Annotated in this window: 20 protein-coding genes and 3 pseudogenes; 12 read left to right on the top strand and 11 right to left on the bottom strand. The window is 41.1% G+C overall.

Annotation, left to right across the window (positions count from 1 at the left end; all coding sequences use genetic code 11):
- Positions 1 to 14: 14 nt before the first annotated feature.
- Complete coding sequence (locus tag AC07E5_RS09170; protein WP_154321119.1) at positions 15 to 1,379, bottom strand: COG3014 family protein; 1,365 nt, start codon at positions 1,377 to 1,379, stop codon at positions 15 to 17.
- A 621-nt stretch (positions 1,380 to 2,000) separates the two neighbouring features.
- Here AC07E5_RS09170 and AC07E5_RS09165 point away from each other — a divergent pair.
- The 3 genes from AC07E5_RS09165 to AC07E5_RS09155 all read left to right on the top strand — a co-directional run bounded on the left by AC07E5_RS09165 (position 2,001) and on the right by AC07E5_RS09155 (position 3,926).
- Entirely contained in the window at positions 2,001 to 2,555 is a 555-nt protein-coding gene (locus AC07E5_RS09165) for a YqgE/AlgH family protein (RefSeq protein WP_004975844.1), read from the top strand.
- Complete coding sequence (ruvX, locus tag AC07E5_RS09160) at positions 2,548 to 2,991, top strand: Holliday junction resolvase RuvX (RefSeq protein ID WP_104852952.1); 444 nt, start codon at positions 2,548 to 2,550, stop codon at positions 2,989 to 2,991. The genes AC07E5_RS09165 and ruvX overlap by 8 nt, the downstream gene beginning before the upstream one ends.
- 152 nt (positions 2,992 to 3,143) lie before the next feature.
- A complete protein-coding gene (locus tag AC07E5_RS09155; protein WP_180060574.1) occupies positions 3,144 to 3,926 on the top strand; it encodes an IclR family transcriptional regulator in 783 nt (260 codons plus the stop codon).
- A gap of 89 nt (positions 3,927 to 4,015) precedes the next feature.
- Here the strand turns inward: AC07E5_RS09155 and AC07E5_RS09150 are convergent, their stop codons facing one another.
- The gene (locus tag AC07E5_RS09150) at positions 4,016 to 4,633 is read right to left on the bottom strand and encodes an alpha-ketoglutarate-dependent dioxygenase AlkB family protein (protein ID WP_179989689.1); all 618 of its coding nucleotides are present in this window, start codon (positions 4,631 to 4,633) and stop codon (positions 4,016 to 4,018) included.
- A 142-nt stretch (positions 4,634 to 4,775) separates the two neighbouring features.
- Here AC07E5_RS09150 and AC07E5_RS09145 point away from each other — a divergent pair.
- Positions 4,776 to 6,579: pseudogene (locus AC07E5_RS09145) on the top strand (ABC transporter ATP-binding protein).
- Between the two features lie 49 nt (positions 6,580 to 6,628).
- Here AC07E5_RS09145 and pgsA read toward each other — a convergent pair.
- The 3 genes from pgsA to uvrC all read right to left on the bottom strand — a co-directional run bounded on the left by pgsA (position 6,629) and on the right by uvrC (position 10,140).
- Positions 6,629 to 7,216, bottom strand: coding sequence for a CDP-diacylglycerol--glycerol-3-phosphate 3-phosphatidyltransferase (pgsA, locus tag AC07E5_RS09140; RefSeq protein ID WP_004975835.1), 588 nt, complete (start codon positions 7,214 to 7,216; stop codon positions 6,629 to 6,631).
- A gap of 105 nt (positions 7,217 to 7,321) precedes the next feature.
- The gene (locus AC07E5_RS09135) at positions 7,322 to 8,116 is read right to left on the bottom strand and encodes a thioesterase family protein (protein ID WP_096901351.1); all 795 of its coding nucleotides are present in this window, start codon (positions 8,114 to 8,116) and stop codon (positions 7,322 to 7,324) included.
- A gap of 224 nt (positions 8,117 to 8,340) precedes the next feature.
- The gene (gene uvrC / locus AC07E5_RS09130) at positions 8,341 to 10,140 is read right to left on the bottom strand and encodes an excinuclease ABC subunit UvrC (RefSeq protein WP_498625289.1); all 1,800 of its coding nucleotides are present in this window, start codon (positions 10,138 to 10,140) and stop codon (positions 8,341 to 8,343) included.
- Between the two features lie 185 nt (positions 10,141 to 10,325).
- Here uvrC and AC07E5_RS09125 point away from each other — a divergent pair.
- A pseudogene (locus AC07E5_RS09125) lies at positions 10,326 to 11,364 on the top strand (AAA family ATPase).
- Positions 11,365 to 11,738: 374 nt separating this feature from the next.
- Here AC07E5_RS09125 and AC07E5_RS09120 read toward each other — a convergent pair.
- On the bottom strand, positions 11,739 to 12,155 hold the full coding sequence (locus tag AC07E5_RS09120; RefSeq protein WP_004975829.1) for a PH domain-containing protein: 417 nt from the start codon (positions 12,153 to 12,155) through the stop codon (positions 11,739 to 11,741).
- Positions 12,156 to 12,269: 114 nt separating this feature from the next.
- Positions 12,270 to 13,192, bottom strand: a pseudogene (gene lpxO / locus AC07E5_RS09115) (lipid A hydroxylase LpxO).
- A 485-nt stretch (positions 13,193 to 13,677) separates the two neighbouring features.
- Here lpxO and fadB point away from each other — a divergent pair.
- Positions 13,678 to 15,831 (top strand): fatty acid oxidation complex subunit alpha FadB, encoded by a 2,154-nt coding sequence (fadB, locus tag AC07E5_RS09110; RefSeq protein ID WP_498625287.1) that lies wholly within the window; start codon positions 13,678 to 13,680, stop codon positions 15,829 to 15,831.
- Positions 15,832 to 15,843: 12 nt separating this feature from the next.
- Complete coding sequence (fadA, locus tag AC07E5_RS09105) at positions 15,844 to 17,016, top strand: acetyl-CoA C-acyltransferase FadA (RefSeq protein WP_004975824.1); 1,173 nt, start codon at positions 15,844 to 15,846, stop codon at positions 17,014 to 17,016.
- Positions 17,017 to 17,161: 145 nt separating this feature from the next.
- Here fadA and AC07E5_RS09100 read toward each other — a convergent pair whose 3' ends face one another.
- Together AC07E5_RS09100 and AC07E5_RS09095 are read right to left on the bottom strand one after the other, a co-directional pair.
- Complete coding sequence (locus AC07E5_RS09100) at positions 17,162 to 17,434, bottom strand: hypothetical protein (protein ID WP_004975814.1); 273 nt, start codon at positions 17,432 to 17,434, stop codon at positions 17,162 to 17,164.
- Between the two features lie 108 nt (positions 17,435 to 17,542).
- Positions 17,543 to 18,292: a hypothetical protein gene (locus tag AC07E5_RS09095; protein WP_104852942.1), complete on the bottom strand. Its 750-nt coding sequence runs from the start codon at positions 18,290 to 18,292 to the stop codon at positions 17,543 to 17,545.
- 253 nt (positions 18,293 to 18,545) lie between these two features.
- Here AC07E5_RS09095 and AC07E5_RS09090 point away from each other — a divergent pair, with 253 nt between their 5' ends.
- Positions 18,546 to 19,247, top strand: coding sequence for a DsbA family oxidoreductase (locus tag AC07E5_RS09090; RefSeq protein WP_004975810.1), 702 nt, complete (start codon positions 18,546 to 18,548; stop codon positions 19,245 to 19,247).
- 171 nt (positions 19,248 to 19,418) lie between these two features.
- Here the strand turns inward: AC07E5_RS09090 and AC07E5_RS09085 are convergent, their stop codons facing one another.
- Complete coding sequence (locus AC07E5_RS09085) at positions 19,419 to 19,619, bottom strand: dodecin family protein (protein WP_004975809.1); 201 nt, start codon at positions 19,617 to 19,619, stop codon at positions 19,419 to 19,421.
- Between the two features lie 391 nt (positions 19,620 to 20,010).
- Here AC07E5_RS09085 and AC07E5_RS09080 point away from each other — a divergent pair, with 391 nt between their 5' ends.
- The 4 genes from AC07E5_RS09080 to AC07E5_RS09065 all read left to right on the top strand — a co-directional run bounded on the left by AC07E5_RS09080 (position 20,011) and on the right by AC07E5_RS09065 (position 23,453).
- Positions 20,011 to 20,175, top strand: a complete 165-nt coding sequence (locus tag AC07E5_RS09080; RefSeq protein ID WP_019836107.1) for a hypothetical protein — start codon at positions 20,011 to 20,013, stop codon at positions 20,173 to 20,175.
- A 327-nt stretch (positions 20,176 to 20,502) separates the two neighbouring features.
- On the top strand, positions 20,503 to 20,682 hold the full coding sequence (locus tag AC07E5_RS09075; protein WP_104852940.1) for a hypothetical protein: 180 nt from the start codon (positions 20,503 to 20,505) through the stop codon (positions 20,680 to 20,682).
- A gap of 10 nt (positions 20,683 to 20,692) precedes the next feature.
- Entirely contained in the window at positions 20,693 to 22,213 is a 1,521-nt protein-coding gene (locus tag AC07E5_RS09070) for a hypothetical protein (RefSeq protein ID WP_498625283.1), read from the top strand.
- Between the two features lie 94 nt (positions 22,214 to 22,307).
- A complete protein-coding gene (locus tag AC07E5_RS09065) occupies positions 22,308 to 23,453 on the top strand; it encodes a hypothetical protein (protein ID WP_104852938.1) in 1,146 nt (381 codons plus the stop codon).
- Positions 23,454 to 23,593: 140 nt separating this feature from the next.
- On the opposite strand, the gene htpG is transcribed toward AC07E5_RS09065, so the two are convergent.
- Positions 23,594 to 25,510 (bottom strand): molecular chaperone HtpG, encoded by a 1,917-nt coding sequence (gene htpG / locus AC07E5_RS09060; RefSeq protein ID WP_004975801.1) that lies wholly within the window; start codon positions 25,508 to 25,510, stop codon positions 23,594 to 23,596.
- Positions 25,511 to 25,524 lie beyond the last annotated feature (14 nt).

The raw sequence follows: 25,524 nt of genomic DNA, 5'->3' as shown, positions 1-25,524 counted from the left end.
AGTTCTCTTCAAAATTATTGGCGTGGAATACTACTTACACTTGCTGTAATTTTGTCATTTACATGATGTGCATAAACAAATACTGTCTCATTGGCTTTTACATCTAACTTCACAGAGGAGCTTGACAAATTACCTGACGATAACTGTAAGTTGTGTATCCCTGGCGTTAAGTTCAGACGTGCAATTTGCGTATTACTTGGCAAAGTTGTCCAAGCTCGTAAATCTGCTCGCTCGGTTGCCATATTGAGCACGTTACCTGCCAATTGCCCTAAAACACCAAATTGGTTACCAAGCTCTTTTTGAGCAGCATATTTGGCTGTGGCACGAATCACTTGGGTTGTTAAAGTTCCAACGACTTTTTCTTTTAAGTCTTTAACAGCCAATGCACCAATATCACTAATCACATAACTGTCTTGCAAAACTCGGTTATTCAGCTTCACTTTCAGGCTTTTGGGTGCAACATAAGTGCTAGGTTCATAAGTCGCAAAAGCAATGTTGATAATGCCGCCTGGAGTCGGAATATCTAACTTATTTTCAATTTTCTGTGGAACGATACCTTGTTCAATAAATACAATAACAGGCACACTACTATTACTTTGTTTTGCAACCAATTGATCTAAACGCTTTACATCTTTAGCAATCTGCTCATCAGGCTGTAACTCATAAGCTTTTTTGTAATCCACCAAAGCATCGTTGTATTCGCCTAAGGTTTCCCACAAGTTAGCTGCCATATAAAAAGCATAAGCATTTTGATAAGTATTCTTAATCTTGCCCGCAATTGGATCTAAGCCAACAAATGCCTCATCTAAAACATGCAATGCGGCATTTGAAGATGTATTTGCTTTTGTATTTTTCTCTTTTTTCTTTTCAAACTCAGCCTGATGTGCCAGTTCAATTTCACGCTGAATGCCCTGTGCAACACGCATTTCTACTGCAGCAGCCTCAAGATTTTTTAAAAAAATATAATTTTTCGCTTGAGAAATATGCGCCAATACCTGTTCATGAGGTGGCACCAAATAAGGTACCACCGAATCATTACTCACCATAGAAAGTGCTTTAAATCCGACCCGACTCAGACTAATTTTTGCACGACTTTTTTGTTTATCTAGAAATTCAAAAGCCTGCTTATAATGATTCAAACTTTCTTCATACTGATGATTGACTTGTAATAAACGTGCCTGCTCCAGTAAATATAGTACGCCGTCTTTTGAATCTACTTTATCTTTAAATTTAGCAACTAAATCTTCAGATAAATGATTATTCAAATGACTGCGAAACAAATTACCTTCATCATTATAAGTTCCAAAAATTGCTGCTTGAGAAAAAACTGAAGCTGAAAAAACAGCAGCAAACAAACTTCCCTTTATTAAATAATTCATATTAAACCATCAAAAAAAGCTATAAAAGATGAAAATTTCACCATCTTACAAACAATCATTTTTTGTTTCAATATGTATTTTATGTATATTTATTGAAACATATCAAGCTATAAAAAACACAAATTTTACACTAAAGTACAAAACTTACAAAAGAGATAAACAAACTTATAGATTTTTTATATTAAAAAACCACTACTCATTAGACAAACTTAATATTTAATAAAAGAGAATCTAAATGTAGTAAAACCGCCTATTTTGCAATTAAAAAACAGAAATCACATTAGTTAAAATTAAAAAAGTAGATTAAAAAATATACACTGAAACATTTAACAAACCCACCTCACAAAGATAATAAAGCAATCAATTATTATGTTCCTATATCTTCAACTTTGTAACTAAATAGATAAATTTAATGACATCATTTTTTCTAAATTTTAAATTTATTCTTTTATTTATCCTTTGTCTCACTTTTACCAAAGCAAAGTTGTCATCACAGTGGTTTTATGGGATAAGTACAGCTAAGAAATGTATATTTGCATGATTTGGCTGTAACTCGTTTACGTTTCCAAGTCGGTTTACAGTTCTGTTTGCCACCACCTCAGATTAAGGAGAATTGCTTAGGTGACTAAACAATATCTGACGCATCGCTGTCTCATAGCCCCGCCCGATATGAATGATGAGTTTTTTGCAAACACCGTCATCTATTTGGCACGTCATGATGAAGACGGTGCGCAAGGCATTATTATCAACCGTCCATCGGGTATCCAAATCAAAGAATTACTCAATGATTTAGATATAGACGCAGATAATGTGCATCCTCACGAAGTTCTACAAGGTGGTCCATTACGACCTGAGGCAGGTTTTGTTTTACACACAGGGCAGCCAACTTGGCATTCATCTATCGCTGTTGGTGAAAATGTCTGTATCACCACCTCTAAAGATATTTTAGATGCGATTGCCCACAACGAAGGCGTTGGACGTTACCAAATTGCCTTGGGCTATGCCAGTTGGGGCAAACAGCAACTGGAACAAGAAATTGCCCGTGGCGATTGGCTCATTTGTGAATCGGACATGGACTTGATTTTCAATTTACCTTATGACGACCGTTGGGATGCCGCTTATCGTAAAATGGGCGTAGATCCAACATGGTTATCTTCAGAGATTGGTCATGCCTGAAACAACACAAGCCCAAACTATCATGGCATTTGACTTCGGTACGCAAAAAATGGGCATGGCTGTGGGGCAGGCACTAATTGAAAGTGCGACCCCACTCGCCCTCTTCCCCATGAAAGATGGCATTCCACAATGGGAAAACTTGCTGAAAATCATCAAGCAACATCAGCCACAATTATTTCTAGTGGGCTTACCTTTAAATATGGATGATAGCGAGTCGGAACTGTCTACCCGTGCACGTAAGTTTGCCAGACGCTTACGCCATCAAAGCAATATCAACACCCTAATGGTCGATGAGCGCCTAACCACACGTGAAGCACGTGATGAGCTTGATCATTATCAAGCCCAAGGGCGTGGCAAAAAGCTCGCAGCCGACAGTCTTGCCGCAGCACTATTGATTGAAAGCTGGTATCGTGAGCCTCACGGCATTCAGCCTTAAATCCTATTTCTGAATAGATAACATCGACAAATGCAAAAGAATTGGGACATTGATCGTTAGAATGCCTAAGACCATCTGTAAAAAGTCTATTGGTCTGGCGATTTTTTGATATAAAGTGACACCATCCTTTTGGTGTGAATGGGTAAATCCGCATGGCACTGTCTAGCTTTGGCAAGATTCTCACAGTCTTAGACTTATTTTCAACCGCACGTCCTGTCATTAATGTAGATACCATTAGTGAGGAACTCGGTTTATCTAAGCCCACCAGTTACCGCTATTTAAAAGAGTTGGTTTCGGCAGAGTTGTTGCAGCGCATGAGTGGCACATCGGGAGATTACACCCTAGGGCCAAAAATTGCAGTATTGGATTTTATCTCTCGCACGACCGATCCATTGGTCACCATCAGTATTCCGTTTATGAAAAAAATTGCGGAACGTACTGAATTTTGCTGTTTGCTGACCCAACTCAATCAAGATTCCTGCATTGATGTGCATCACGAAATCTTTAAAGATACGCCTTTGCTGTCTTATGGTCGCGGCTGCCCACGTCCTGTTTATGTCGGCTCATCGCCAAAAATTATTATGGCACATCTGCCTAAAGCTAAAATTTTAGACTATTACCAACGTTTTTCTAACGAATTGGCACAAGTCAATTTTGCACAAGATGAAGATGACTTTTTGCAGCAAATGCGCAAAATCAAAAAACAAGGCTATTATTTTTCTAACGGCGAACTTGATGCAGAAATTGCAGGTTTATCTGTACCGATTCGTTTTTCATCGAAAGATGCGCCTTATGCCTTGACGCTGTTGGCATCTAAAAACCGTTTTGAATTTGTCAATTTGCAAAAGCTGATTGAAATTTTGCAGGACAATGCAGAGCAAATTGAAAAACAGGTGGAAGTACTGAATACCAGTTTTAATATAGAGCTCTCTTAAATTTTTAGGTTATCGACACATTAAAGCACTGAATTTAAATACAATTAAAATTTATTTCTGAATAAGGATTTAGAGTGCTAAATCAAGTCTTATTCAGTAGCCGCGTGAAAATAGCGAAAGGTCAGATTAATTCTGGGTTGTATAATTTTATTGGACTTCATTAAGGCATGTTTCCAATGGTGTTGCGTCGTGCCACGCATGACCAACAACTGACCGCTGTGCAACAGTAGCTCAACCTTGTTGGCGCGGTGTTTATGCTGAAAACAAAATTTACGGGTTGCCCCCAAACTCAAAGATGCAATGACAGCGTGTCTGCCTAAATTCGGCTCATCATCACTGTGCCAACCCAAGCCCTGCGTACCATCTTGATATAAATTGGCCAAACATGAATTAAAGGGATGCCCGACCCATTGTTCAATTTGCTGTTTCAATCGCCACAAAGCAGGCTGCCATAGCAGTGCCTGCTTAACTGCTCCCGAATAACGATATTGATACTGCTCATCGCCATACCATGCCACTTGGCGCTGTGTCCGATAATACTGACCAAAGAGCAGACCTTCATCAGGCTGCCATGCCAAATGTTGCAGAAAATACCGTAAATAACGCTCACTATGCTCCGCACTCAGCACCAAACCATAGTCCTGCGCAATGCCGTCATAAGGCAGTACGTTGTCACAACGCTCAGGTGCAAACAATTCTAGATTCATGGTCATTCCTATGCTGAATAGCTTATTGTTTAATCTAAAACAAGGATCAGGACTGCTCACAAAATGACACAGCTTTTTGGCTTGTGAGTCGTGAAGTTCATCCTTAGACTTAAAATCATCGTTCTTATAACAATAATAGCTTATGAATTTATGGCATTTATTTCAAAAATTGCGTCCCTTCGTTCGACCTTATCAGCTCTTGGTGATTGCTACCTTAGTTTTAACGCTCATCGGCTCATTAACAGCTCAAGTCAATGCACTAACTTTACAATACGCTGTTGACCGTATTAACGCCTTAATTGAGGTAGGACAAGGTCTGTCTGCAGGCTGGCACATTTTAATCACCATTTCAGCCATTTTGCTGGGTAAAGAAATCATCAATGCCTTTGTGCAGTTTGGACAGAAGTTTTATGGTGAAAAACTACGCATTTTTGTGTCACAAGATTTGGCACAGGGCATTATTGAGAAATTTTTGCGTTATCGACTGGCCTTTTTTAATCAGGACAACAACCAAGCAGGTAAATTACAAACACGTATAGATCGTGGCATTGGTTCGCTCACCCGCTTAGTGCAAATTTTCTTTATTGATATTTTGCCACTCTTTACCAGTGCAATTGTGGCTTTGGGCTTAATGTATTATGCCAATTTTTATGTGGGCTTGGTCGCGACACTCATTGTGCCTATTTATTTTTGGCTGACCTATCAGCAGGCACAAAAACTAGGAAGCTGGCGACGTAATTTAGGTGATGGACGTGAGAAAAAAAGCCAAGGGATTCTCAGCATCATCAACTCAATTACCGTGATTAAATCATTTAACAGAGAAAGCATTGAAGCAGAAAAACAACTCACCCTGCAGAAAAAACTAACCCACAATCAAATGCAGACTCGCCAAACCAGTTTTTTATTTGATGGTTTAAAAAGCTTTATTGAACAAATTGGCGTGGTGCTGATTATTATTTTAACTGCTTATTTTGTGTTAGATGGACAAATGAGCATCGGCATGATCATGTATCACGTGTTACTGTTTGGCAATGTTTCTGCCCCAATTCGCTCATTGCATCGTATTTATGATGAAGTCAATGATGCAATGATCTATTCAGAAAGCTTCTTTCAAATTTTGGAAGCCGAGCATGAAATTGAGCCAAGTGGTACGCTTAAACCAGTTATTCGAGGGCAGTTTGATCTGCAACAGGTAAACTTTTTTTATCCGAATGGACATCATGCACTCAAAGACATTCAAATGCAGATTCAGCCCAATAAAATTACCGCATTGGTGGGATTGTCGGGAGCAGGAAAATCTACCCTGATCAGTTTATTAGATAAATTCTATGAACCACAACAGGGAACAATTCAGCTCGATGGGATTGATATTAACCACATCGACACTCAATATTTGCGTGACCATATCGGCTTGGTTTTGCAAAAAAATCATATTTTCCAAGGCTCTATTTTTGAAAAATATTCGTTATGGCAAAACTGATGCAAGCTTGGAAGATGTGATTCTGGCAGCCCAAAAAGCCTCTATTCACGAACAAATTTTGCAATTGCCTCAGGCTTATGACGCAGATGCCCTCATGCTTTCAGGCGGTCAACAACAACGGATTGCCCTTGCACGTATGTTCCTGAAAAATCCACCTATTATTTTTTTAGATGAACCGACTGCTAGTCTGGATGCCATTGCAACCGAACAAATCAAACAAAGCCTCGATGAAATTAAACAAGGGCGTACGGTCATCATCATTTCACATAGCTTATCGCAAATTATTGATGCCGATTACACCTATGTCATGAAAGATGGCAGGATTGCGGAACATGGCGAACATGATGCGCTTTATCATCAAAATGGGGTTTATAAAGAAATTTTTGATGCGATGGCAAAAAGTTTAAATATTGAAAAAATTGCCAAAACTTATGAGGATGATGCCGAGGAAGAAACCCATAGTTAATCAAAAAGTGCTTCAATCAGAAGCACTTTTTAATGAAGAATCACGATATTTAAGGTTGTTTCAAATATGGCCATGCCGCTTTTAAATAAATAAACATCGACCAAAGCGTTAGAATTACAGCAGTATAGAGCAACAAATAAGCCACCATTTCCAATGGTTGCCAGTTCAATAAGAACACTGAAATCGCAATCATTTGGAATGCTGTTTTATATTTCCCCACTGTAGACACCGCCACACTGGTACGTGCGCCGAGTTCAGCCATCCACTCTCGTAAGGCAGATACGGTAATTTCACGGGAAATAATTACAATCGCGGCAAAAGCCATAGAAATAGTCGGTTGCCATTGCACTAAAACAATCAATGCCGCAGCGACCATAAGTTTATCGGCCACAGGGTCTAAAAAGCGCCCAAATGCAGAGGTCTGATTCAAAGTACGTGCCAAATAGCCATCAAACCAGTCGGTCACAGCAGCAATCACAAAAATAGACGTCAAAATAATATGACGCGTCATGCCACCATCATAACCATTTACGCCCATTGCAGGCGGCCAATACGCCACCAACAAAAAAACAGGAATCAAGGCGATTCGAGCCAAAGTTAATATATTTGGAATGTTCAGGATACGACCTGTTGTCATAGACACCGCCAATGTTTCCCCTCTTTACGCTGCATATTCACAAGTTTTTTGAGGATTTGTCATCGTGAATAGGCTTCACTTTATACGAAATGCTAGTAGGTGTCACTAGGCAAACACGGTGATGGTCTGTCGGGCAATCGCTATTAGCCGATCCTGATCATCCCATAAGTGCGCATATTCTGTGGCATAACCACCGCTAGCATGATCGGTAAAAACTTTATATTTCATCCAATCTTGCAGCTGATTTTGCAAAGGATTGACATAGGTCACATGCCAAGTCAGTGAACTGGCAGGAGCGAGCTGCTCAAACATCGGCAGTACTCCAGGCGGCCACATATCAAAAGCAACCATCAAATCGGCAATGGTCATGGCACGATTCGTATGCTGTTTTGGGTTAAAACGCATCCAGCCTGCAAAATCAGGTTTATGACTAGCAGTAAACGGATATTGTCCTTCAGACCAAACCAAATCCATCTGCTGAAAACATTCAGGTGCTAAAGGATGATGCTGTGTAACAGGCAATTCCGTTGCAGGTGGAAAATTGGGCGCAGTACGTTCTTGTTGCACCACAATGCTGGATTCACGTGCCGCACCAAAACTGGCAATTAAAATGCTTTGTACTGCATCATCCTGCCATAAACGAACTTCGACACTGGTCACAGATTTGCCTTCACGCAGAATTTCCGCCGTGAGCCGTGCCCGACCTTGTTGCACAGGTCCGACAAACGTGACACTGCTGCTTAGCAAGCGCTTTTTCGGATCGGCAATACAAAGCTGGGCTTTTTGCATCATCAAACCTGCCACCAATCCACCATAAATAGTGCGCCCCTGTAACCACCCAAGCGGGATGTCTATCCATTCTTGCTCGGCAATGGCTTGATAGGTCTGTAGCAACGACATAGCTTTTCCTTAAACAATGTTGTGGTTGATATTACAGGGTTTCGATCTGATGTGAATGTTCAATGACGACAGAGTCAATGCACTTTTTTGCTATTTACCTTTGTAGAAAATACTGCTTTTTATGCAGTAAATAGGGTCTGTTGACAATTCGTCTATGTTTGCGACGTGAGAGATATATCTCGCAAGATTTTTAGCTAATATAAGGCATGAGGCAGGAAATTTAGTCATTCATGCAGCACTTTATAAATCGTACGCGCCATTACTTCACCCAGTCCGGGTACTAAAGTCAACTCTTTTTCAGAAGCTTTCAGGACACCTTGTATGCCACCAAAATGGGTGAGTAAATCACGACGACGTTTTGGCCCTAAGCCCGGAATCACTTCAAGTATTGATGAGCCACGTTTTTTATCGCGCTTGGCACGGTGCTTGGTAATTGCAAATCGGTGTGCTTCATCACGTACCTGCTGAATCAAATGCAGCGCCTTATGATCTTCAGGCAGCTGAATTTTGCTGCCATCGGTAAAATGTAGCGTTTCTAGACCAGGTTTGCGTCCTTCGCCTTTGGACACCCCAATCATAAAGGCATCCAATCCTAACTCCTGCATGACCTCCATCGCCATATTCAACTGCCCTTTACCGCCATCAATCAGCAATAAATCGGGCAGCATGGCTTTTTTATAACGGCGCGTTAAAGCTTGGCGCATGGCAGCATAGTCATCTCCAGCCTGAATATCCTGAATTGAAAATTGTCGATAATCACGTTTGCGAATACCACCACTGTCAAATACCACGCAAGACGCCACAGTGTCTTCGCCCATGGTGTGCGAAATATCAAAACATTCAATTCGATCAATGGGGCGTCCAACCACTTGTTCTAACTGATGAAAACGCTCATTTAATTCAAAGTGATTAGCGAGTTTACCTTTAATAGCATGCTGCACATTCATTTGTGCCAATTCTTGCCACTCGGCACGGGTTTCACGCACTTTATGTTTAATTTGAATTTTTTTATCGAAGTGTTGCTGTAAGGCTTGTTCCAACTCTTTGCAATCTGCCACTTCCACATTAACAATCAATTCCGCTGGAATTTCATCGGCCACCTGAAAGTAAAAGTTGGCAATAAAATCGGCCAACATTTGCCCCAAATCATCGCCCAACATATCAGGAAAATAGCTTTTACCGCCCAGCATTTTGCCATTGCGCACATGCATAATTTGCACACAGGTCACACCTGCCTGATGTGCAATGGCAATAATATCGGCCTCACCTTTGAGCTTATAAATGGCTTGCTGTGCCTGCACATCACGCAACAAAGCCATACGGTCACGGTAAAAGACTGCTTTTTCAAATTCCAACGCTTCGGCTGCAGCTTCCATTTTAGCAATCAATTGCTGATTCAGTTCTTTACTATCGCCCTGTAAAAATCGAATCGAATTATTAACATCTTCTTTATATTCTTCGGGCGAAATCAATCCTACACACGGTGCCGAACAGCGTTTGATCTGATATTGCAAACACGGACGCTGCCGTTGAGCAAAATAACTGTTTTCACACTGCCGCACATTAAACAGTTTTTGTAACACCACCAAAGTATCGCGGGCATTGTACGCACTCGGATAAGGCCCAAAAAACTTGCCTATCTGATGCTTGCCTTTGCCGCGTCCACTGGCAATACGCGGATAAGGCTGATCTGCCGACACAAAAATATAAACATAGGACTTATCATCGCGCAGCATAATATTGTACGGTGGACGATGCAGCTTAATCAGATTTTGTTCAAGCAATAACGCTTCAGTTTCGGAACGCACCACCAAAGTTTCAATATCATAAATACGCGCCACTAAAGCCTGCGTTTTAGGATGCTCGATGGTTTTGACAAAATAACTCGACACTCGGTTTTTTAAATTTTTGGCTTTGCCGACATATAACAACTCCCCGTCTTTACCCAACATACGGTAAACCCCTGGCAATTGGGTCATATTTGCCAAAATTTTCTCGATATGCTCACCTGCGTTTGGGTTCACGAGTCATCCTATTCTTGCTACATTCTTTACATGATGTGCTGCTTTATCTGATTTTTTCAAGCTTTATCCTGTGGCATAGCGCATGATCTATCCACTAAAACGATCAGCTCAGTGCTAAAAACGATCAGTCGGCAACACAAGATTTGCTATGCTCAGGCATCTTGTCAGCAGAAGGAAAGTGCAGGATGACGACCGCACCACACGGCATACCGACCATTCAATCCGCAACGTCCCAGCCGATCAGTACACATCAGTATGTATCCGCCAAAGACCGTTTGATTGGCAAGCCGCGCTTTCATTTTGAACCTACACAAGTCATGCAATTGTTACGTCAACGGATTATTGGACAAGATGCAGCGCTGAATGAAATCGAAAAAATGCTGTATGTGGTCAAGGCCGATTTCTCCAGCACAGAGCGACCACTTTCAGTGACTTTAATGCTTGGCCCGACAGGTGTTGGCAAGACCGAAACGGTGCGCCTGATTGCCGAAGCCATTTATGGTCGCCCCGATGCCTTCTGCCGCATTGATATGAATACCTTGGCGCAGGAACACTATGCGGCTGCACTCACAGGCGCGCCTCCTGGCTATGTCGGCTCTAAAGAAGGCCATAGTTTATTTGATGAAACTGCGATTGCAGGTTCGCACACCCGCCCAGGCATTATGTTATTTGATGAACTGGAAAAAGCCTCAAGCGAAGTGATACGTGGCTTAATGAATGTGCTAGATACAGGCAAACTGACCCTGACTGCAGGCACCAAAACCATCGACTTTCGCAATTGCATGATTTTTATGACCAGCAATGTGGGGGCTCAAGCCGCACAACAATACTTAGATAAATTGAATCTGTTGCCGCAAAAAGTACAACAACTGTGCTTAAAACACATGCCCACACAACCAATCATTGAAAATTCATGCATTGTAAATTTGACCCTGAATTTTTAAATCGGATTGGCCGTAGTTTGCATTATTAAGCGGTATCTGCTAATGCGATGCCACAATAAGTAAAAATTGAATTAGAAAAGTTAAACCATCGCCTGAAGCATCAACAGCGCAAGTTCAACTCACTGCAGGAGCTAAAGCCTATTTTATCAGGGACATGATATTCATTACGGCGTGCGGCATTTGGGGCTTAAAATCCATACCGCACTTGAGCCATTTTAGCCTTGTATTTTTAAGTCATCCTGAAAAATCAGAAATGTTTTTTTATTACAGTACAGATTAATTACACCGAAAAATAGAATAAGCCGGCGACTTATGCTGCGTGGATCTTGAGGATGCTGCCCTGCTCATCTTCAAGATTGTGTTCTTTCACTTTAAAAGCCTAGGGTCTGTTGACAATTCGTCTATGTTTGCGACGATGCATATTTTTTAGCTGATATAAGGCATGAGGCAGGAAATTTAGTCATTCTAAATGACTGACTCATAACGCAATAGCAGCAAAAAATATGCTCGTCCTGAAAGGCTGTGGCTAAAACTTTCTCAGATTGCGTTATGAAACTTGGCAATAGTCTCGCTATTCCCTGCGTTTCATGCCTGATCTGCTCAGTTTTAGCCTACAGCGCAAGCCATTTATGAAATGTCAACAGACCCTAGGGATTAGTCGGTAATTTCCATTCCCAAGGCCTGACTAAATTTGGTCTGATCTTTAGGTGAAACCAATACAAATTTTGGCTGTCCCGCTTGAAGATAATCAATTTTTAAACGCTTCAGTGACAAAGCTGGTGACGCGACCGAATTATTGGTTTTAGATATTTTTTGAATACTGTCGCGTGGAATATCCCATTTTAAAAACATACAACGGATCTGTAAGCGTTCTGCATCGACCTGATAGCGCGTATTGAACACAGGCCACCACAACACAAAAATGGTGATGAAATACACTCCTGTGTGCACAGGAAATGCTGGCATCGTGCCTTTGGCGTACATGGTCAGCAATAACTGAATCAATAGACCAGACATACAAATCACAAAAGCCAAAACCCACCAATCTTTTTTAGAACGAAACGTTTGCATAAAAATTCCCCTATTTACTTCATTCTATACATAAAAGTAGGTCTGGATTAAAGCTCGTTGCTGAAATTGCTCAAAAATGTCATAAAAAAACGCCCCGAAAGGCGTTGTGATACTCTAAAACACATAAGGGCGAATAAAAATTAAGAAGAAAATCCCGAGCATTAAAAACCATTTTAAGAAATAGTACACACGACTATTTTTAGCTTTTAAAGCCTTGGCTTTTAAACGCACTTGATAGACATAGCCAAAGACTTTATTTAAGCCACCCGTCTGATCGCCTGCTTCATTCGGAGAGCTTGCTGCGGTCATCACATTTTTGCCAAACCAGTGATTAAACTTTTGCATCCAGCGAGATTTTAACGGACGCTCGACATCGGCAAAGAAAATAATACGGTTTTGAGAAGTGCCATTTTCAGCATAGTGAATATAGGTTTCATCAAACACCACACTTTCACCATCACGCCATGAATACCGCTCACCATCGACATCAATAAATCAATAAAACAACGGTCATCATTTGGTGTCATCAATCCCAAGTGGTAACGCAATGAACCTGCATACGGGTCGCGATGACGCACTAAACGACTGTCGGGCGCTAATTCAGTAAACATCGCCGCCTTAATGCTAGGCAAAGTTTTTAATAATGCTGTGGTTTTTGGACATAATTCTGCTGCTGATGGATGCGCGGAGTCATACCATTTTAAGTAAAAGCGCTTCCAGCCTGTTTTAAAGAATGAGTTAAAACCCAAATCATCGTAAGTACTTGAAGCTTTAATACCACCCTGTTCATATAAAGCTTTGGCTTCATCACGAATCATTTCCCAATTGTCATCCAAAACCTTTAAATCTTGAAAGTGCTGGGTGTCGATATACGGTTGATTTGGTACTTTAGAGAACAAATACATTAAATAGTTGATCGGTGCGAGGATGGTAGAATGGTCAAAAAACTGACGATAAAAACTATGACGCACCTTGCCGCGCTGTTGAATATACAGCGCTGAAGCGATAAAAATCGCCAAAATAATCCACTTCAACATAGAACAACCTAAATTGCTGAAAACAGCTAAAATTCAAAATGTCGCATATTCTACTCAATTTCAGCGCATGAGGTCATAGCAGAAAATAGAACACAGCATTGCAAATCGCTATCCCCCCTATCCAGCTTCACGCTTTAAAACATCACCATCCAAACGATGGATTTACTTTTCTGTCAAAAACAACCCACTGATAACATCTATTTATCAAGCTTTTCTAAATCGAAAATGCAATACAACCTGATTAAAAATAAAAGAGAAAACAATCACTTTCATCTTTCTTTAAACATAGGATTTTAAAATCGGGTCAAAAAGCAATTCCGCGCTATGAGAAAAATCATGACCCTTGCGTCACGGCTTGATACAACTTGCTATATTTTTTTTCGATATAGTTATCGTAAGATTAGCGAGGCATATATGTGTGCAGGACTATCGCACACGCTTCATAACATCAACTTAGAAGTCCTCCAAAATAAAGGAGATCAGGCATGATCCACGCTGGCAATGCCATTACCGTCCAAATGCTTTCGGACGGAATTGCAGAATTCCGCTTTGACTTACAAGGTGAGTCGGTCAACAAATTTAACCGTGCAACGATTGAAGACTTTAAAGCTGCGATTGAGGCTGTTAAAGCAAACAATGAAGTGAAAGGTTTAATCGTCACTTCTGCGAAATCAACCTTTATCGTGGGTGCAGACATCACCGAATTTGGTGCAAACTTCGCTCAAGGTGAACAAGCCATTGTGGATTGGGCATTGCCTGTTCACGACATCTTCAATGCTTTTGAAGATTTAGACATTCCTAAAGTTGCTGCAATCAATGGTATGGCATTGGGCGGTGGCTTTGAAATGTGTTTGGTATGTGACTACCGTGTGATGTCAGATCAGGCACAGGTGGGCTTACCAGAAATCAAACTGGGTATTTTCCCAGGCTTTGGTGGTACGGTTCGTTTAAGCCGCGTTATTGGTATCGACAATGCGGTTGAATGGATGGCAATGGCCAACCCTAAACGTCCTGATGCTGCACTCAAAGATGGCGCTGTAGATGCCGTAGTTGCTGCAGACAAATTGCAAGATGCTGCGCTGGACTTGGTTAAACAAGCCATTGCAGGCCGTTTGGACTGGAAAGCAAAACGTCAGGAAAAGTTAGACCCTGTTAAATTGAACCCACTTGAACAAATGATGGCGTTCAACACAGCAAAAGGTGCGGTACTAGCAAAAGCAAACCCTGCACAATACCCTGCGCCAAAACTCATGCTTGATTCTTTACAAGCAGGTGCAAGCTTGTCACGTAATGAAGCACTTCAAGCTGAAGCGGCTGGTTTTGCAAAAGCTGCAGTAACGCCACAAGCAGGTGCGTTGATTGGTTTATTCATCAACGACCAAGTGGTGAAGAAAACTTCTAAGAAATATGAAAAAGGTGCACACCCTGTCAACCAAGCGGCTGTTCTAGGCGCAGGTATCATGGGTGGTGGTATTGCTTACCAAGCGGCAAGCAAAGGCACACCAATCATCATGAAAGACATTGGTAATCCGCAACTTGCTTTGGGTATGAAAGAAGCCAATGGCTTATTGACCAAACAAGTTGAACGCAAAAAGTTAACCCCTGCGAAAATGGGTGAAACTTTGGCACGCATCCGCCCAACTTTAAGCTACGACGAGTTTAAAGAAGTGGATATCGTGATTGAAGCCGTGACGGAAAATCCAAAAATCAAAGGTATCGTACTGAAAGAAACTGAATCTAAAGTACGTGAAAACACGATTATTGCATCGAATACATCGACCATTTCAATCACGCGTTTGGCAGAAAACCTACAACGTCCAGAAAACTTTGTCGGCATGCACTTCTTTAACCCAGTGCACATGATGCCATTGGTGGAAGTGATTCGTGGTGAAAAAACTTCACCTGAAGCAATTGCGACCACTGTGGTGCTTGCTCAGAAAATGGGTAAAACACCAATCGTAGTGAACGACTGCCCAGGCTTCTTGGTGAACCGCGTATTGTTCCCTTACTTTGGTGCATTTGACCTTCTATTGAAAGACGGTGCTGACTTCCAACAAGTCGACAAAGTCATGGAAAAATTCGGCTGGCCTATGGGTCCTGCTTACCTAATCGACGTTGTTGGTATCGACACGGGCGTTCACGGTGCAGAAGTCATGGCAGAAGGTTTCCCAGACCGCATGAAGCCAGACTATAAAGGCTCAATCCAAGTCATGTACGAAAACAAACGTCTTGGTCAAAAGAATGACGTAGGTTTCTACAAATATGAATTGGATCGTAAAGGCAAGAAAGCCAAAGTGGTCGACCCAACTGCGTATGAGCTTGTAGCATCTGTCGCAACATCTGAAAAGCGCGAATTTGATGCACAAGAAATCATTGACCGTATGATGTTGGCTTTCTGTAATGAAACAGTACGTTGCTTAGAAGACAACATCGTGGCGACACCATCTGAAGCAGATATGGCGATGATTATGGGTGTAGGTTTCCCTCCATTCCGTGGTGGCCCATGCCGTTATATCGACCAAACAGGTGTTGCTGAATACGTTGCGCTTTGCGACAAATATGCACACTTAGGAAAAGCTTATGAAGCGCCACAAATGTTGCGTGACATGGCTGCTAACAACAAAAAATTCTACGGTTAAGGAGCAACGTGAATGGCTACTTTAAATCCACGTGACGTTGTCATCGTTGATGGCGTACGTTCTGCAATGGGTAAAACCAAAAACGGTATGTTCCGCAATGTACGTGCTGACAGTCTATCGGCTGAATTGGTTCGTGCTTTAGTTGCTCGTAACCAGTTTGATGTCAACGAAGTTGAAGATGTGATCTGGGGCTGTGTTAACCAAACCCTAGAACAAGGTATGAACATTGGTCGTAATATTGCTTTATTGGCTGATCTTCCAAAAACAGTAGCGGGTCAAACTGTGAACCGTCTGTGTGGTTCTTCAATGCAAGCGATCCACACCGCTGCGGCACAAATTGCAACCAATCAGGGTGATATTTTCATCATTGGTGGTGTAGAGCACATGGGCCATGTGGGCATGATGCACGGTATCGACATCAACCCTGCTGCATCGAAGCACTATGCCAAAGCCTCAAACATGATGGGCTTAACTGCTGAAATGTTGGGTCGCATGAACGGTATTTCTCGTGAAGAGCAAGATGCCTTTGGTGTGGAATCACACCGTCGTGCATGGGCTGCAACGCAAGAAGGCCGTTTTAAAAACGAAATCATTGGCATTGAAGGTCATGATGCAAACGGCTTTAAACAACTATGCGACATCGACGAAGTGATTCGTCCAGATGCTAACCTTGAAGCATTCCAAGCTTTACGTCCTGTATTTGATCCGAAAGGCGGTACCGTAACTGCGGCGACATCTTCAGCATTGTCTGATGGTGCTTCTGCGATGTTGCTTATGTCTGCTGAACGTGCACAAGCATTAGGTTTGAAACCACGTGCGGTGATTCGCTCTATGGCCGTTGCAGGCTGTGATGCAGCAATCATGGGTTATGGCCCAGTACCTGCAACGCAAAAAGCACTTAAACGTGCGGGCTTGTCAATTGCAGACATTCAAACCTTTGAATTAAACGAAGCGTTTGCTGCACAAGGTCTATCTGTTCTAAAAGGCTTAGGCATTTATGATCAGCAAGATCGTGTGAACTTGAACGGTGGTGCAATTGCACTCGGTCACCCATTGGGTTGTTCAGGTGCGCGTATCACCACCACGTTATTGAACGTGATGGAACAACAAGACACGCAAATTGGTCTTGCGACCATGTGTATCGGTCTTGGTCAAGGTATCGCGACAATTATTGAGCGTGTGTAAAAAGTCTTCGTAATAAAAAAATCCTCGCATCATGCGGGGATTTTTTATTTTGTTGTTTTGAGCTGTTCTAATTTTTAAATTTTATTCTTTTGCATTGTTATCTTGAAGACTAGATGGCTGATCAGTTGTGATTTACCTGCACGGCTTAAACCAACAACTCCCCCATCAACCATGTCATATAGCGTTCTTTATCCATAAAGTCTGGGGCGCTGCCTGTATCCAAGCAATAATATTGTTGATTAAATTCAATCACAATTTGTTCAGTCTGATGCCAATCTTCAACCAAACGAAAGTGCTGATTAAAGAAGTAACGGTTCTTGCCCCAATTATTTAAATTTTCGAGTTTCGGGTAGTTTTTATTTTCTAAGAATTGCAAATACAGTTGTTGAATATCATCAAAGACTTGAATGCTGTTCATATTGGACCTGCCTAGCTGAGCAATTAAATCAACAGGCACAGTTTAGGCAAGAGATTTGAACGGCAGATGACATTCTTTTGACAATTTGATGTAAGGATTTGCCAGACCTTACAACTTGCTTTCCAGTGCCCGCTGATGCTGCTGAGTGATCTCTTGCATTTGCGTATTGAGCTGCACCATCTCTTGATATACCGCATTAAATTCTTTCAAGGCTGCATCTTCATAGAACATGAAGGTATTGTTTTTGAGCTCCCATTTATTGTTTTTTAAAATTGCAAACAACACATACGCCTTACCCAAATTTTTCTTTTCCAATTCAAATAATGCGTGTCCTTGGTCATTATGGCGGCTTTCTAGCAAAGATTCTGCTAAATGACGGCGCAAATTATGATTGATTTCAAGATTCTCAATCTGCTCCAAAGCCATCGCTTCATGCTGTTCTAAATGTTCCTGATACAGCTCTACCATGGCACGTACTTGCACCAACATGGCTTCGGTATCGGCATAGTCTTGTTTTTTATCTGCAGCAAGTCGTTGAGGATCTAAAAACTGATCCCAATTCAAGGCTTTTAATTCACGTAAATAGCTATTGCGCGCTTCGGCACTTTGCACCATGTGACTCAAGACAAAACTCGCCATAATTTGATAGTCGCCATCTAAACGATTATCTTTTAAGTCAATTTGAATCGGCTTAGACCAATCCTGTGCCTGTACAAAAATTTGTTCGGCTTTTTCATAAATCACATTTTGATAAGCATGCAATTGAGTGACTTGTTTTTGCTGCTGTTGATATTGATAAAACATCCCGCCAAAAATCAGCAGCGTTGCACATCCTATAATTAGCACTATACGTCGCATGCGTGCCCTCTTATTTTTTAGTATTTGCAATATCTTAGCGTGAAGCCTGTCACATTTGTATAGCATTTTATGCTTATTTTCTAATGCAGCCATTAGAATATAGTGAAATAAATCAATTCATTTATACCTTTATATGATTCTGTATCCATGACGCTATTTGACCAGATGCTCAAAAATAAGTTTAGCATCGCTTTATGCTTTAAATTTTATGTAACATCCCCATCTTAGTAAAAAACAGAATTTGAGATTGTTCATGCGCGTTGATATTTGGTCAGATATTGTTTGCCCGTTTTGCTATATCGGCAAAAAACGTTTAGAGGCTGCTGCTGAAGAAGCAGGTGTAGAATTAGAAGTGCATTGGCACAGTTTTGAACTCGATCCAGATGCGCCACCGCGTCAGGAAGTGTCCAATTCAGAGCGTTTGGCACAAAAATATGGGCGCAGCCTTGCCGAAGTAGAAGACATGCAGCGTAATATTGCCGAAATGGCAAAAGCTGAAGGCATTGACTTTCAATGGGAAAATGCCAATTCAGGCAATACCTTTAATGCCCATCGTTTGGTGCATTTGGCGCAAAGTAAAGGCTTGGGCAGCGAAGCCAAAGAAGCTTTTTTCTATAGCTATATGACTCAAGGTTTGGCAATTGGCGAGCGTGAAACACTAGAAGATGTTGCATCACGTATTGGGCTGAACCCTGTAGAAGTGGATGATGTTTTGGATTCTGACGAATATGCCGACTTTGTAAAATTTGACCAAGAAGTTGCACGTGAACAATTAAACGTCACTGGCGTACCGTTCTTCGTATTTGATCAGCGTATTGCTTTAGCAGGTGCGCAGCCACGTGAAGTCTTTGTGCAAGTTCTGCAAAAAGCCCTTGAAACAGCAAGCGAGCTAGAGCTTGAAGATGCAGCAAGCTGCGATGCAGAACAATGCGATGTGTCTGAACCCAAAGCTTAAGATTGAAATACAGACAAGGCTGAATAGTGTTCTTCCGGCTGATTAGACGCACAAAAAAATCCCATTGCGGGATTTTTTGTGCTTTTAAAATGGGTCAAAGTTCCAGCTTTGCCCCGCAACCATGCTTCGGTTAGTTGTCATCTTACTATGCTTCGTTAATGAAGCGAGGTGTTATTCAACCAAGAAGCTGATTTTTAAATTGACCCGATACTCCGTGATTTGATTGTCTTTAACCACCACTTTTTGTTCGTTAATCCACGCCCCTTGGACATTTTTAATTGTTTCTGTCACTTTAGCGATTCCAGTCTGAATCGCGTCTTCAAAACTTTTTGTACTGCTTGAATTAACTTCAACTACTTTTGCAATTGCCATGATTTTCTCACTGGCCTTTATCGTTATTGGAATTCCATCATAGATTAAACTCCATCATAGATTAAAAAAACCGCATTTTTAGACTGTTTAACCAATCACAGCCAAAACATTACATGATTTCACACTGTCAAAAACTGTCACCATTCACCCGCATTTCAGACTTATCTAAATACAAATTTTGCAGACATCTCAACCATTTAAGCCTACACAAAAAACTAGAGCTAAAACTCTAATATATTGTTTTATATTGCTATTTTTAAAATAATTGCCGAAATGATCATTTTGTAAATTTTAAACTTTGTTATGATTCATGTGAATTTTTTATTTCGTTTGATCTCCCTACGATGTCTATTCTTCTGCCTAGACATTAACACTTTGGATGGATATTCCCATGAATATGTTTAAATCTGTTTTGATGGTTTCACTTTTAGCAATTGCTGCAAATGTATCTGCTCAAATTGTGCATGTACCTGATTTTCCAACTCAAAAAGTGAATACAGAATCGGCTGCATCTGAAGCTGTTGTAAATGAACCAACTTCGCAAAAGGCAGCTTAAGTTACGCGTTTTATCCACTAATTTTAGCTGTATTAATCTCTCCCATTTCTCTCCCCAAACAGCAGTCTAAAGCAGGCTGCTGTTTGTTTTTCTAATGCTAAATTTGCTTTAAATCGTCCATGCAACATCTAAAAACTGTGTTCTACCCAATTGCTAATACTTTTTTGGCACTGCGATTTAAATTTTTTTGATTATTTTTCATATAAAAAGCGCATTTTTTGTCAATAATGTCTAAAAAAGCACAAAAGCTGACAATTTTTAGCATGTATTTTTTAATTAAATCCATATAATTAAAGTGATTTTTTTTCATTGCTATAGCAGATGCCTATGCAACAACTTCAAGCACTTATACAAAGAAAAATTCCACCTCAAGCGATTGAGGTCAACCATTTAATAGAATTAGCCAAACACTATCCTCAACCACAATCGGCAGAATATAAATTGATTGAATTGGCTCTGAATATTGTCTTGGCAGATTATTTGGAAAAAGCACAACAACATATTTAAGTATGCATCAATGAATACACTAGAAAAATCACTGTTGATTAAAGAATTACACGACTTGATTGATGCTTTAACGCATAAAAGACTCAGTCTGTATGAAACAGCCAAAGCCAAAGCACGCATTAAAGAAATTTTTATGCTGTACGATGAACCGATTTTTCAAAAACAGTTGCTCACATTTAAAGCCGCACAAAATCCAATTCAAACTGCGGTAACTTTTGCAGAACAAAGTTTATATGCACAATCTTTTCGTGGTGTATTTACACAACTTGAAGCACTTGAAACAGCACTTTATCAACAACCTGAAGCAGGCTGGGCGATCTTGTATCAACCGAGAGCAGGTTGGCAAATTTGGTTAATTCCTGCTGCAGACCGCACTGCTTTACTAAGTGAATTTCAAGATTTAGAGCAGGTCTATCGCTGGATGTTGGAACAGCAGCAACAGTATCACTGTCTTCAAACCGATGCAGAACTCAAGCAATCTGCTGTGCTAGAAGCTGCTCAAACTGTAACGATAGAAGCAGCACAAACTCAACCAATTTTTGCCACTGTAGACCCAGAAGAAAATAAAGCTGCAGATCCGCCAATTCAATTTGACTTTATTACAGACCACATCGCTACAGAAGAAGTTGCCTCGTCTGATACTCAAGTTTTGGACGTGGCTAAAGATGAACTTACAATTGAACCGACAGCAGACCAAACGATCATTTCCAATGCAACATTGGATATAACTCAGCCTGATGCAACGACAATAGATACTGCCCAGATGACGGCCGGCACGCAAAAACCAAGCGTCAACCCAGCTTATAATCTATTGTTAAGCCAATATAGTTGCCCCATTTCTGCGCTCAATCTTAGCCAAAATGAGTCAGCACAGTTGTATCGGGTCTTTTTGCCTGAAGCGCCAGAAGTCACGCAATATGCCGATGTATTGGTGCATTTGTCTGATCCCGAAGAAGATCAGCAACAGGTGTTGGCGCGTGCGGTATATTTGGCAGAACAAACCAATACGCAAGGACGCTTTATTAAATATGTGGTACTGCTTGGCGCATTAGATCAAATGCAAGCGATTCGTTTGACTCAAAACTTTTGCCAACAGTTTGAACATGAAATTGCAGCAATACGTGAAATTTCTTGGGAAAAATTACAAGAACATTTATTTGATTTCGATCAGCTTTTTCAATGCTATAGTCATGATGCTCAAATCGTGTGGCAGCAAGAGCATTATTTTCCTTTCATTCCGATACAGCACATTCAAACTACTAAGTTTATTCAGTTTGAAGAAAGTGAAGCACAGAGTCATACCCCTTTGATTTTACTGAAAGAACGACAAAAAATTCGTGTGATTCATGGTCAAAAGCGCTTACAACTGTCCCGTACTGAACAAGCTATACCGCACATTTTATTAGATCGACAACAAGGTATTAGTTGGCAAATGATTCAAAAAGTCATCTCCCAATTACAGCAACCGATTGATGCTTTGCAGTTATGCCAAGCACTTCAAATGTATCAAGAAAAAGAGGTTTCTGCCTAAAAACTGCCGTTTATATTATGATTTTGTAGCCAAGTCTTGCTTTTATCTCATAGATTTTCAACACTAACAAAAATGGCTTAAAGATCAGTAAATAATGTCAAGAATAAAGCACACATCGCCTTTTATATTAAGCTGTCTCTTAAGTGGGGTCGCAGGCATCACTTTTGCACAAGAATCAACTCAAGCAGTGGATCAAGCCCATACGTCACTGCCACCTTATGAATTGCCTGTCGCTCCGCCAAGTGCAGTAGATAAAAGCAGTTTTTATTACACGATTCCACGTTGGATTGATGCTACACCGACGGTGTTACCCGAACAATCCAATGAACCCATTGTACCTGCCACCGCAGAAACGGAACATTTAACTTGGTTCGATCAACGTCAAAAAAATATTCGCAACTGGGCAGATAAAACAGCACATAAACTGGATAACTGGTTTGGTGAACCAAGTCCTGAACAGCCTGCCTCAGCCACTTTGCGGGTTTTGGTCGATAGCAGTTGGGATAAGCATAATGAATATGAAGTCAAACCTCGTATTCGCGGGAAAATCAAACTGCCTACGCTTGAAAATAAACTCAGTGTGGTCTTTGGTGATGACTCGCTCGATAACGAATTGCAAAATAACGTCGCCATTACCAACGAAAACCCAGCGCATGATGCAGACAAAACTGTAGACAGCAAACGTAGCCGTGAAGACAACAGTTCTCTGGCATTACGTTGGTCGAACTTTGCCGAGCGTCTACCTTTTGAAACAGATGTCGATTTAGGGGTACGTTCTGGCGATGATATTTATCTGCGTTTAAAAGCCTCTAAAGACTGGACTTTGGAAAATGATTTCTCTTTTCATGCCGAACAAATTTATCGTTATGGCATCGACAGTGAAAATTATCTCAGAACCAACTTGGAGCTCACGCACGCACGCCCCAATCAGGCTTTCTTGTCCAATCAATTTAGCCTGACCTATGCCGATGAACAAGATGATGATTTGGTTTGGGACAACTACACCTTTAGACAACATCAATTCTTTGCAGGCAACCGCTTTAACTATGGCATTTATACAGGCGGTTATTATCACGATGATGACTTACGTTTAAATCGTTGGGGGCCATTTGTCTCTTGGCGTCAACCATTTTTACGTGAATGGTTCTTTATTCAGGGCGATGTCAATTATTTAAATGATGATCGCGCAGATCGTAATCATTATCTCGGTGCTTTAGTGCGTTTAGAAGCCATTTTCTAAACAGGTAACATCTACAATCAAGCCAAATTAAAAAACCAAGTCTTGCGAACAGGACTTGGTTTTTTTGCAAGATGATCTTGCAAGATGACGATGCATTATTTGTACAACGCATCATCGATCATGTTCATGCGAAAGCAGACTTACTTTAACAGTAAGCTATTAATACGTTTCACATATTCCGCTGGGTCTTCAGGCAAGCCACCTTCAGCAATCACAGCTTGATCAAAAATCACATGCGCCAAATCATCAAATTGATTAGAGTCCTGTAATTTTTTCACCAAAGGATGCTCTGGGTTGATTTCCAAAATTGGCTTCATATCAGGTACAGCTTGCCCTGCATCCTTCAACATACGAATCAATTGTGGTGACAGTTCACCTTCACCTGTTACCAAACAAGCAGGGGAATCAACCAAACGTGTAGTCACACGCACTTCTTTGGTTTTACCGCTTAAAGATGCAGACAATTGCTCAACCACAGGTTTAAATTGTTCTGCAGCCGCGTCTAAAGCTTTCTTCTCTTCAGCATCTTGTAGATCGCCTAAATCAACCGCACCTTTAGATACGTTTTGCATTGGCGTGCCATCAAACTCCTGCACAAAGTTCATCGCCCACTCGTCTACGCGTTCTGCCATCAACAACACTTCAATGCCTTTTTTCTTAAACAACTCCAACTGTGGAGAATGCTTTGCTGCGTTCAAGTTGTCTGCCGTAACGTAGTAAATGGCTTTCTGACCTTCTTTCATTCGCGCTTTATAGTCCGCCAATGAGGTACTGATGTCATCATTACTTGAAGTAGCGTAGCGTAATAATTTCAGGATACGTTCACGGTTGCCAAAGTCTTCGCCTAAGCCTTCTTTTAAAACTGAACCAAATTCTTGATAGAATTGCTTAAATTTTTCTTGGTCTTTTTCATCTTCAGACTTGGCTAAATTGTCCAACATGGTCAACACACGACGGGTATTGCCTTCGCGGATGGTTTTCACATCACGGCTTTCTTGCAATAACTCACGGCTCACGTTCAATGGCAAATCGGCGCTGTCCACCACACCTTGTACAAAACGTAGATAGTTCGGGATCAGGTTGTCTGCCTCATCCATAATAAATACGCGCTTCACATACAATTTAATCCCCGCTTTGGCTTCACGAGTAAAAATGTTGTGCGGTGCTTTACTTGGCACATACAACAACTGAGTGTATTCAGTACTGCCTTCAACACGGTTATGCGCCCATGCCAATGGTGCGTCAAAATCGTGGCTGAGGTTTTTATAAAACTCAATGTACTGTTCTGCACTAATTTCGTTTTTATTGCGCGTCCACAACGCACTGGCCGAGTTAATTGCTTCCCACTCATCAGTTTTCACATACTGACCTGCTTTCGGTGTTTCACCTTCAGCTGCTTCTTCTTGCTGCCATACTTCTTTCTGCATTTGAATTGGCAAACTGATGTGATCAGAGTATTTATTGATGATCTGCTTAACTTTGTAGCTTTCTAAATAATCCAGCGCATCTTCACGCAAGTGCAGAATAATATCGGTACCCCGTTCTGCTTTGTGAATTTGCTCGACATCAAACTCGCCAGTACCCGCACTGCTCCAACGCACGGCTTCATCTGCAGCCAATCCTGCACGGCGTGATTCCACAGTAATTTTATCTGCCACGATAAAACCTGAATAGAAACCCACACCAAATTGACCAATCAATTGCGCATCGGCTTTTTGATCGCCCGTCAATTTTGACATAAAGTCTTTGGTGCCCGATTTGGCAATGGTACCCAAATGCTCAATCGCATCCTGCTGACTTAAACCAATGCCATTGTCTGAAATGGTCAGGGTTTTCTTGTCTTGATCTAAGCGGATACGCACACGTAAATCTGGATCATTTTCATAATATTCAGGATGGTTGATGCCTTCAAAACGTAATTTGTCGCAGGCATCCGATGCGTTAGAAATCAGTTCACGCAAGAAAATTTCAGGGTTGGAATAAAGAGAATGGGTCACCAAATGTAATAACTGCGCCACTTCGGCTTGGAAACTGTGTTTTTGGCTGTGCTCGCTCATTCATCACTCCTTAA

The organism is Acinetobacter seohaensis, assembly GCF_056431365.1.
Note: the sequence above shows the minus strand (reverse complement) of the source record. Positions and strands in the feature narration are given on the sequence as shown.

Coding starts and splice junctions, on each gene's coding strand:
- AC07E5_RS09135 (WP_096901351.1), bottom strand. CDS start 8,116: ATGTCGTTGCTACAGACCTATCAAGCCATTGCCGAGCAAGAATGGATA.
- AC07E5_RS09070 (WP_498625283.1), top strand. CDS start 20,693: ATGAATACACTAGAAAAATCACTGTTGATTAAAGAATTACACGACTTG.
- AC07E5_RS09090 (WP_004975810.1), top strand. CDS start 18,546: ATGCGCGTTGATATTTGGTCAGATATTGTTTGCCCGTTTTGCTATATC.
- ruvX (WP_104852952.1), top strand. CDS start 2,548: ATGCCTGAAACAACACAAGCCCAAACTATCATGGCATTTGACTTCGGT.
- AC07E5_RS09095 (WP_104852942.1), bottom strand. CDS start 18,292: ATGCGACGTATAGTGCTAATTATAGGATGTGCAACGCTGCTGATTTTT.
- AC07E5_RS09170 (WP_154321119.1), bottom strand. CDS start 1,379: ATGAATTATTTAATAAAGGGAAGTTTGTTTGCTGCTGTTTTTTCAGCT.
- AC07E5_RS09155 (WP_180060574.1), top strand. CDS start 3,144: ATGGCACTGTCTAGCTTTGGCAAGATTCTCACAGTCTTAGACTTATTT.
- fadB (WP_498625287.1), top strand. CDS start 13,678: ATGATCCACGCTGGCAATGCCATTACCGTCCAAATGCTTTCGGACGGA.
- AC07E5_RS09100 (WP_004975814.1), bottom strand. CDS start 17,434: ATGAACAGCATTCAAGTCTTTGATGATATTCAACAACTGTATTTGCAA.
- AC07E5_RS09080 (WP_019836107.1), top strand. CDS start 20,011: ATGAATATGTTTAAATCTGTTTTGATGGTTTCACTTTTAGCAATTGCT.
- AC07E5_RS09085 (WP_004975809.1), bottom strand. CDS start 19,619: ATGGCAATTGCAAAAGTAGTTGAAGTTAATTCAAGCAGTACAAAAAGT.
- AC07E5_RS09065 (WP_104852938.1), top strand. CDS start 22,308: ATGTCAAGAATAAAGCACACATCGCCTTTTATATTAAGCTGTCTCTTA.
- AC07E5_RS09075 (WP_104852940.1), top strand. CDS start 20,503: ATGCAACAACTTCAAGCACTTATACAAAGAAAAATTCCACCTCAAGCG.
- htpG (WP_004975801.1), bottom strand. CDS start 25,510: ATGAGCGAGCACAGCCAAAAACACAGTTTCCAAGCCGAAGTGGCGCAG.
- fadA (WP_004975824.1), top strand. CDS start 15,844: ATGGCTACTTTAAATCCACGTGACGTTGTCATCGTTGATGGCGTACGT.
- AC07E5_RS09150 (WP_179989689.1), bottom strand. CDS start 4,633: ATGAATCTAGAATTGTTTGCACCTGAGCGTTGTGACAACGTACTGCCT.
- pgsA (WP_004975835.1), bottom strand. CDS start 7,216: ATGACAACAGGTCGTATCCTGAACATTCCAAATATATTAACTTTGGCT.
- AC07E5_RS09120 (WP_004975829.1), bottom strand. CDS start 12,155: ATGCAAACGTTTCGTTCTAAAAAAGATTGGTGGGTTTTGGCTTTTGTG.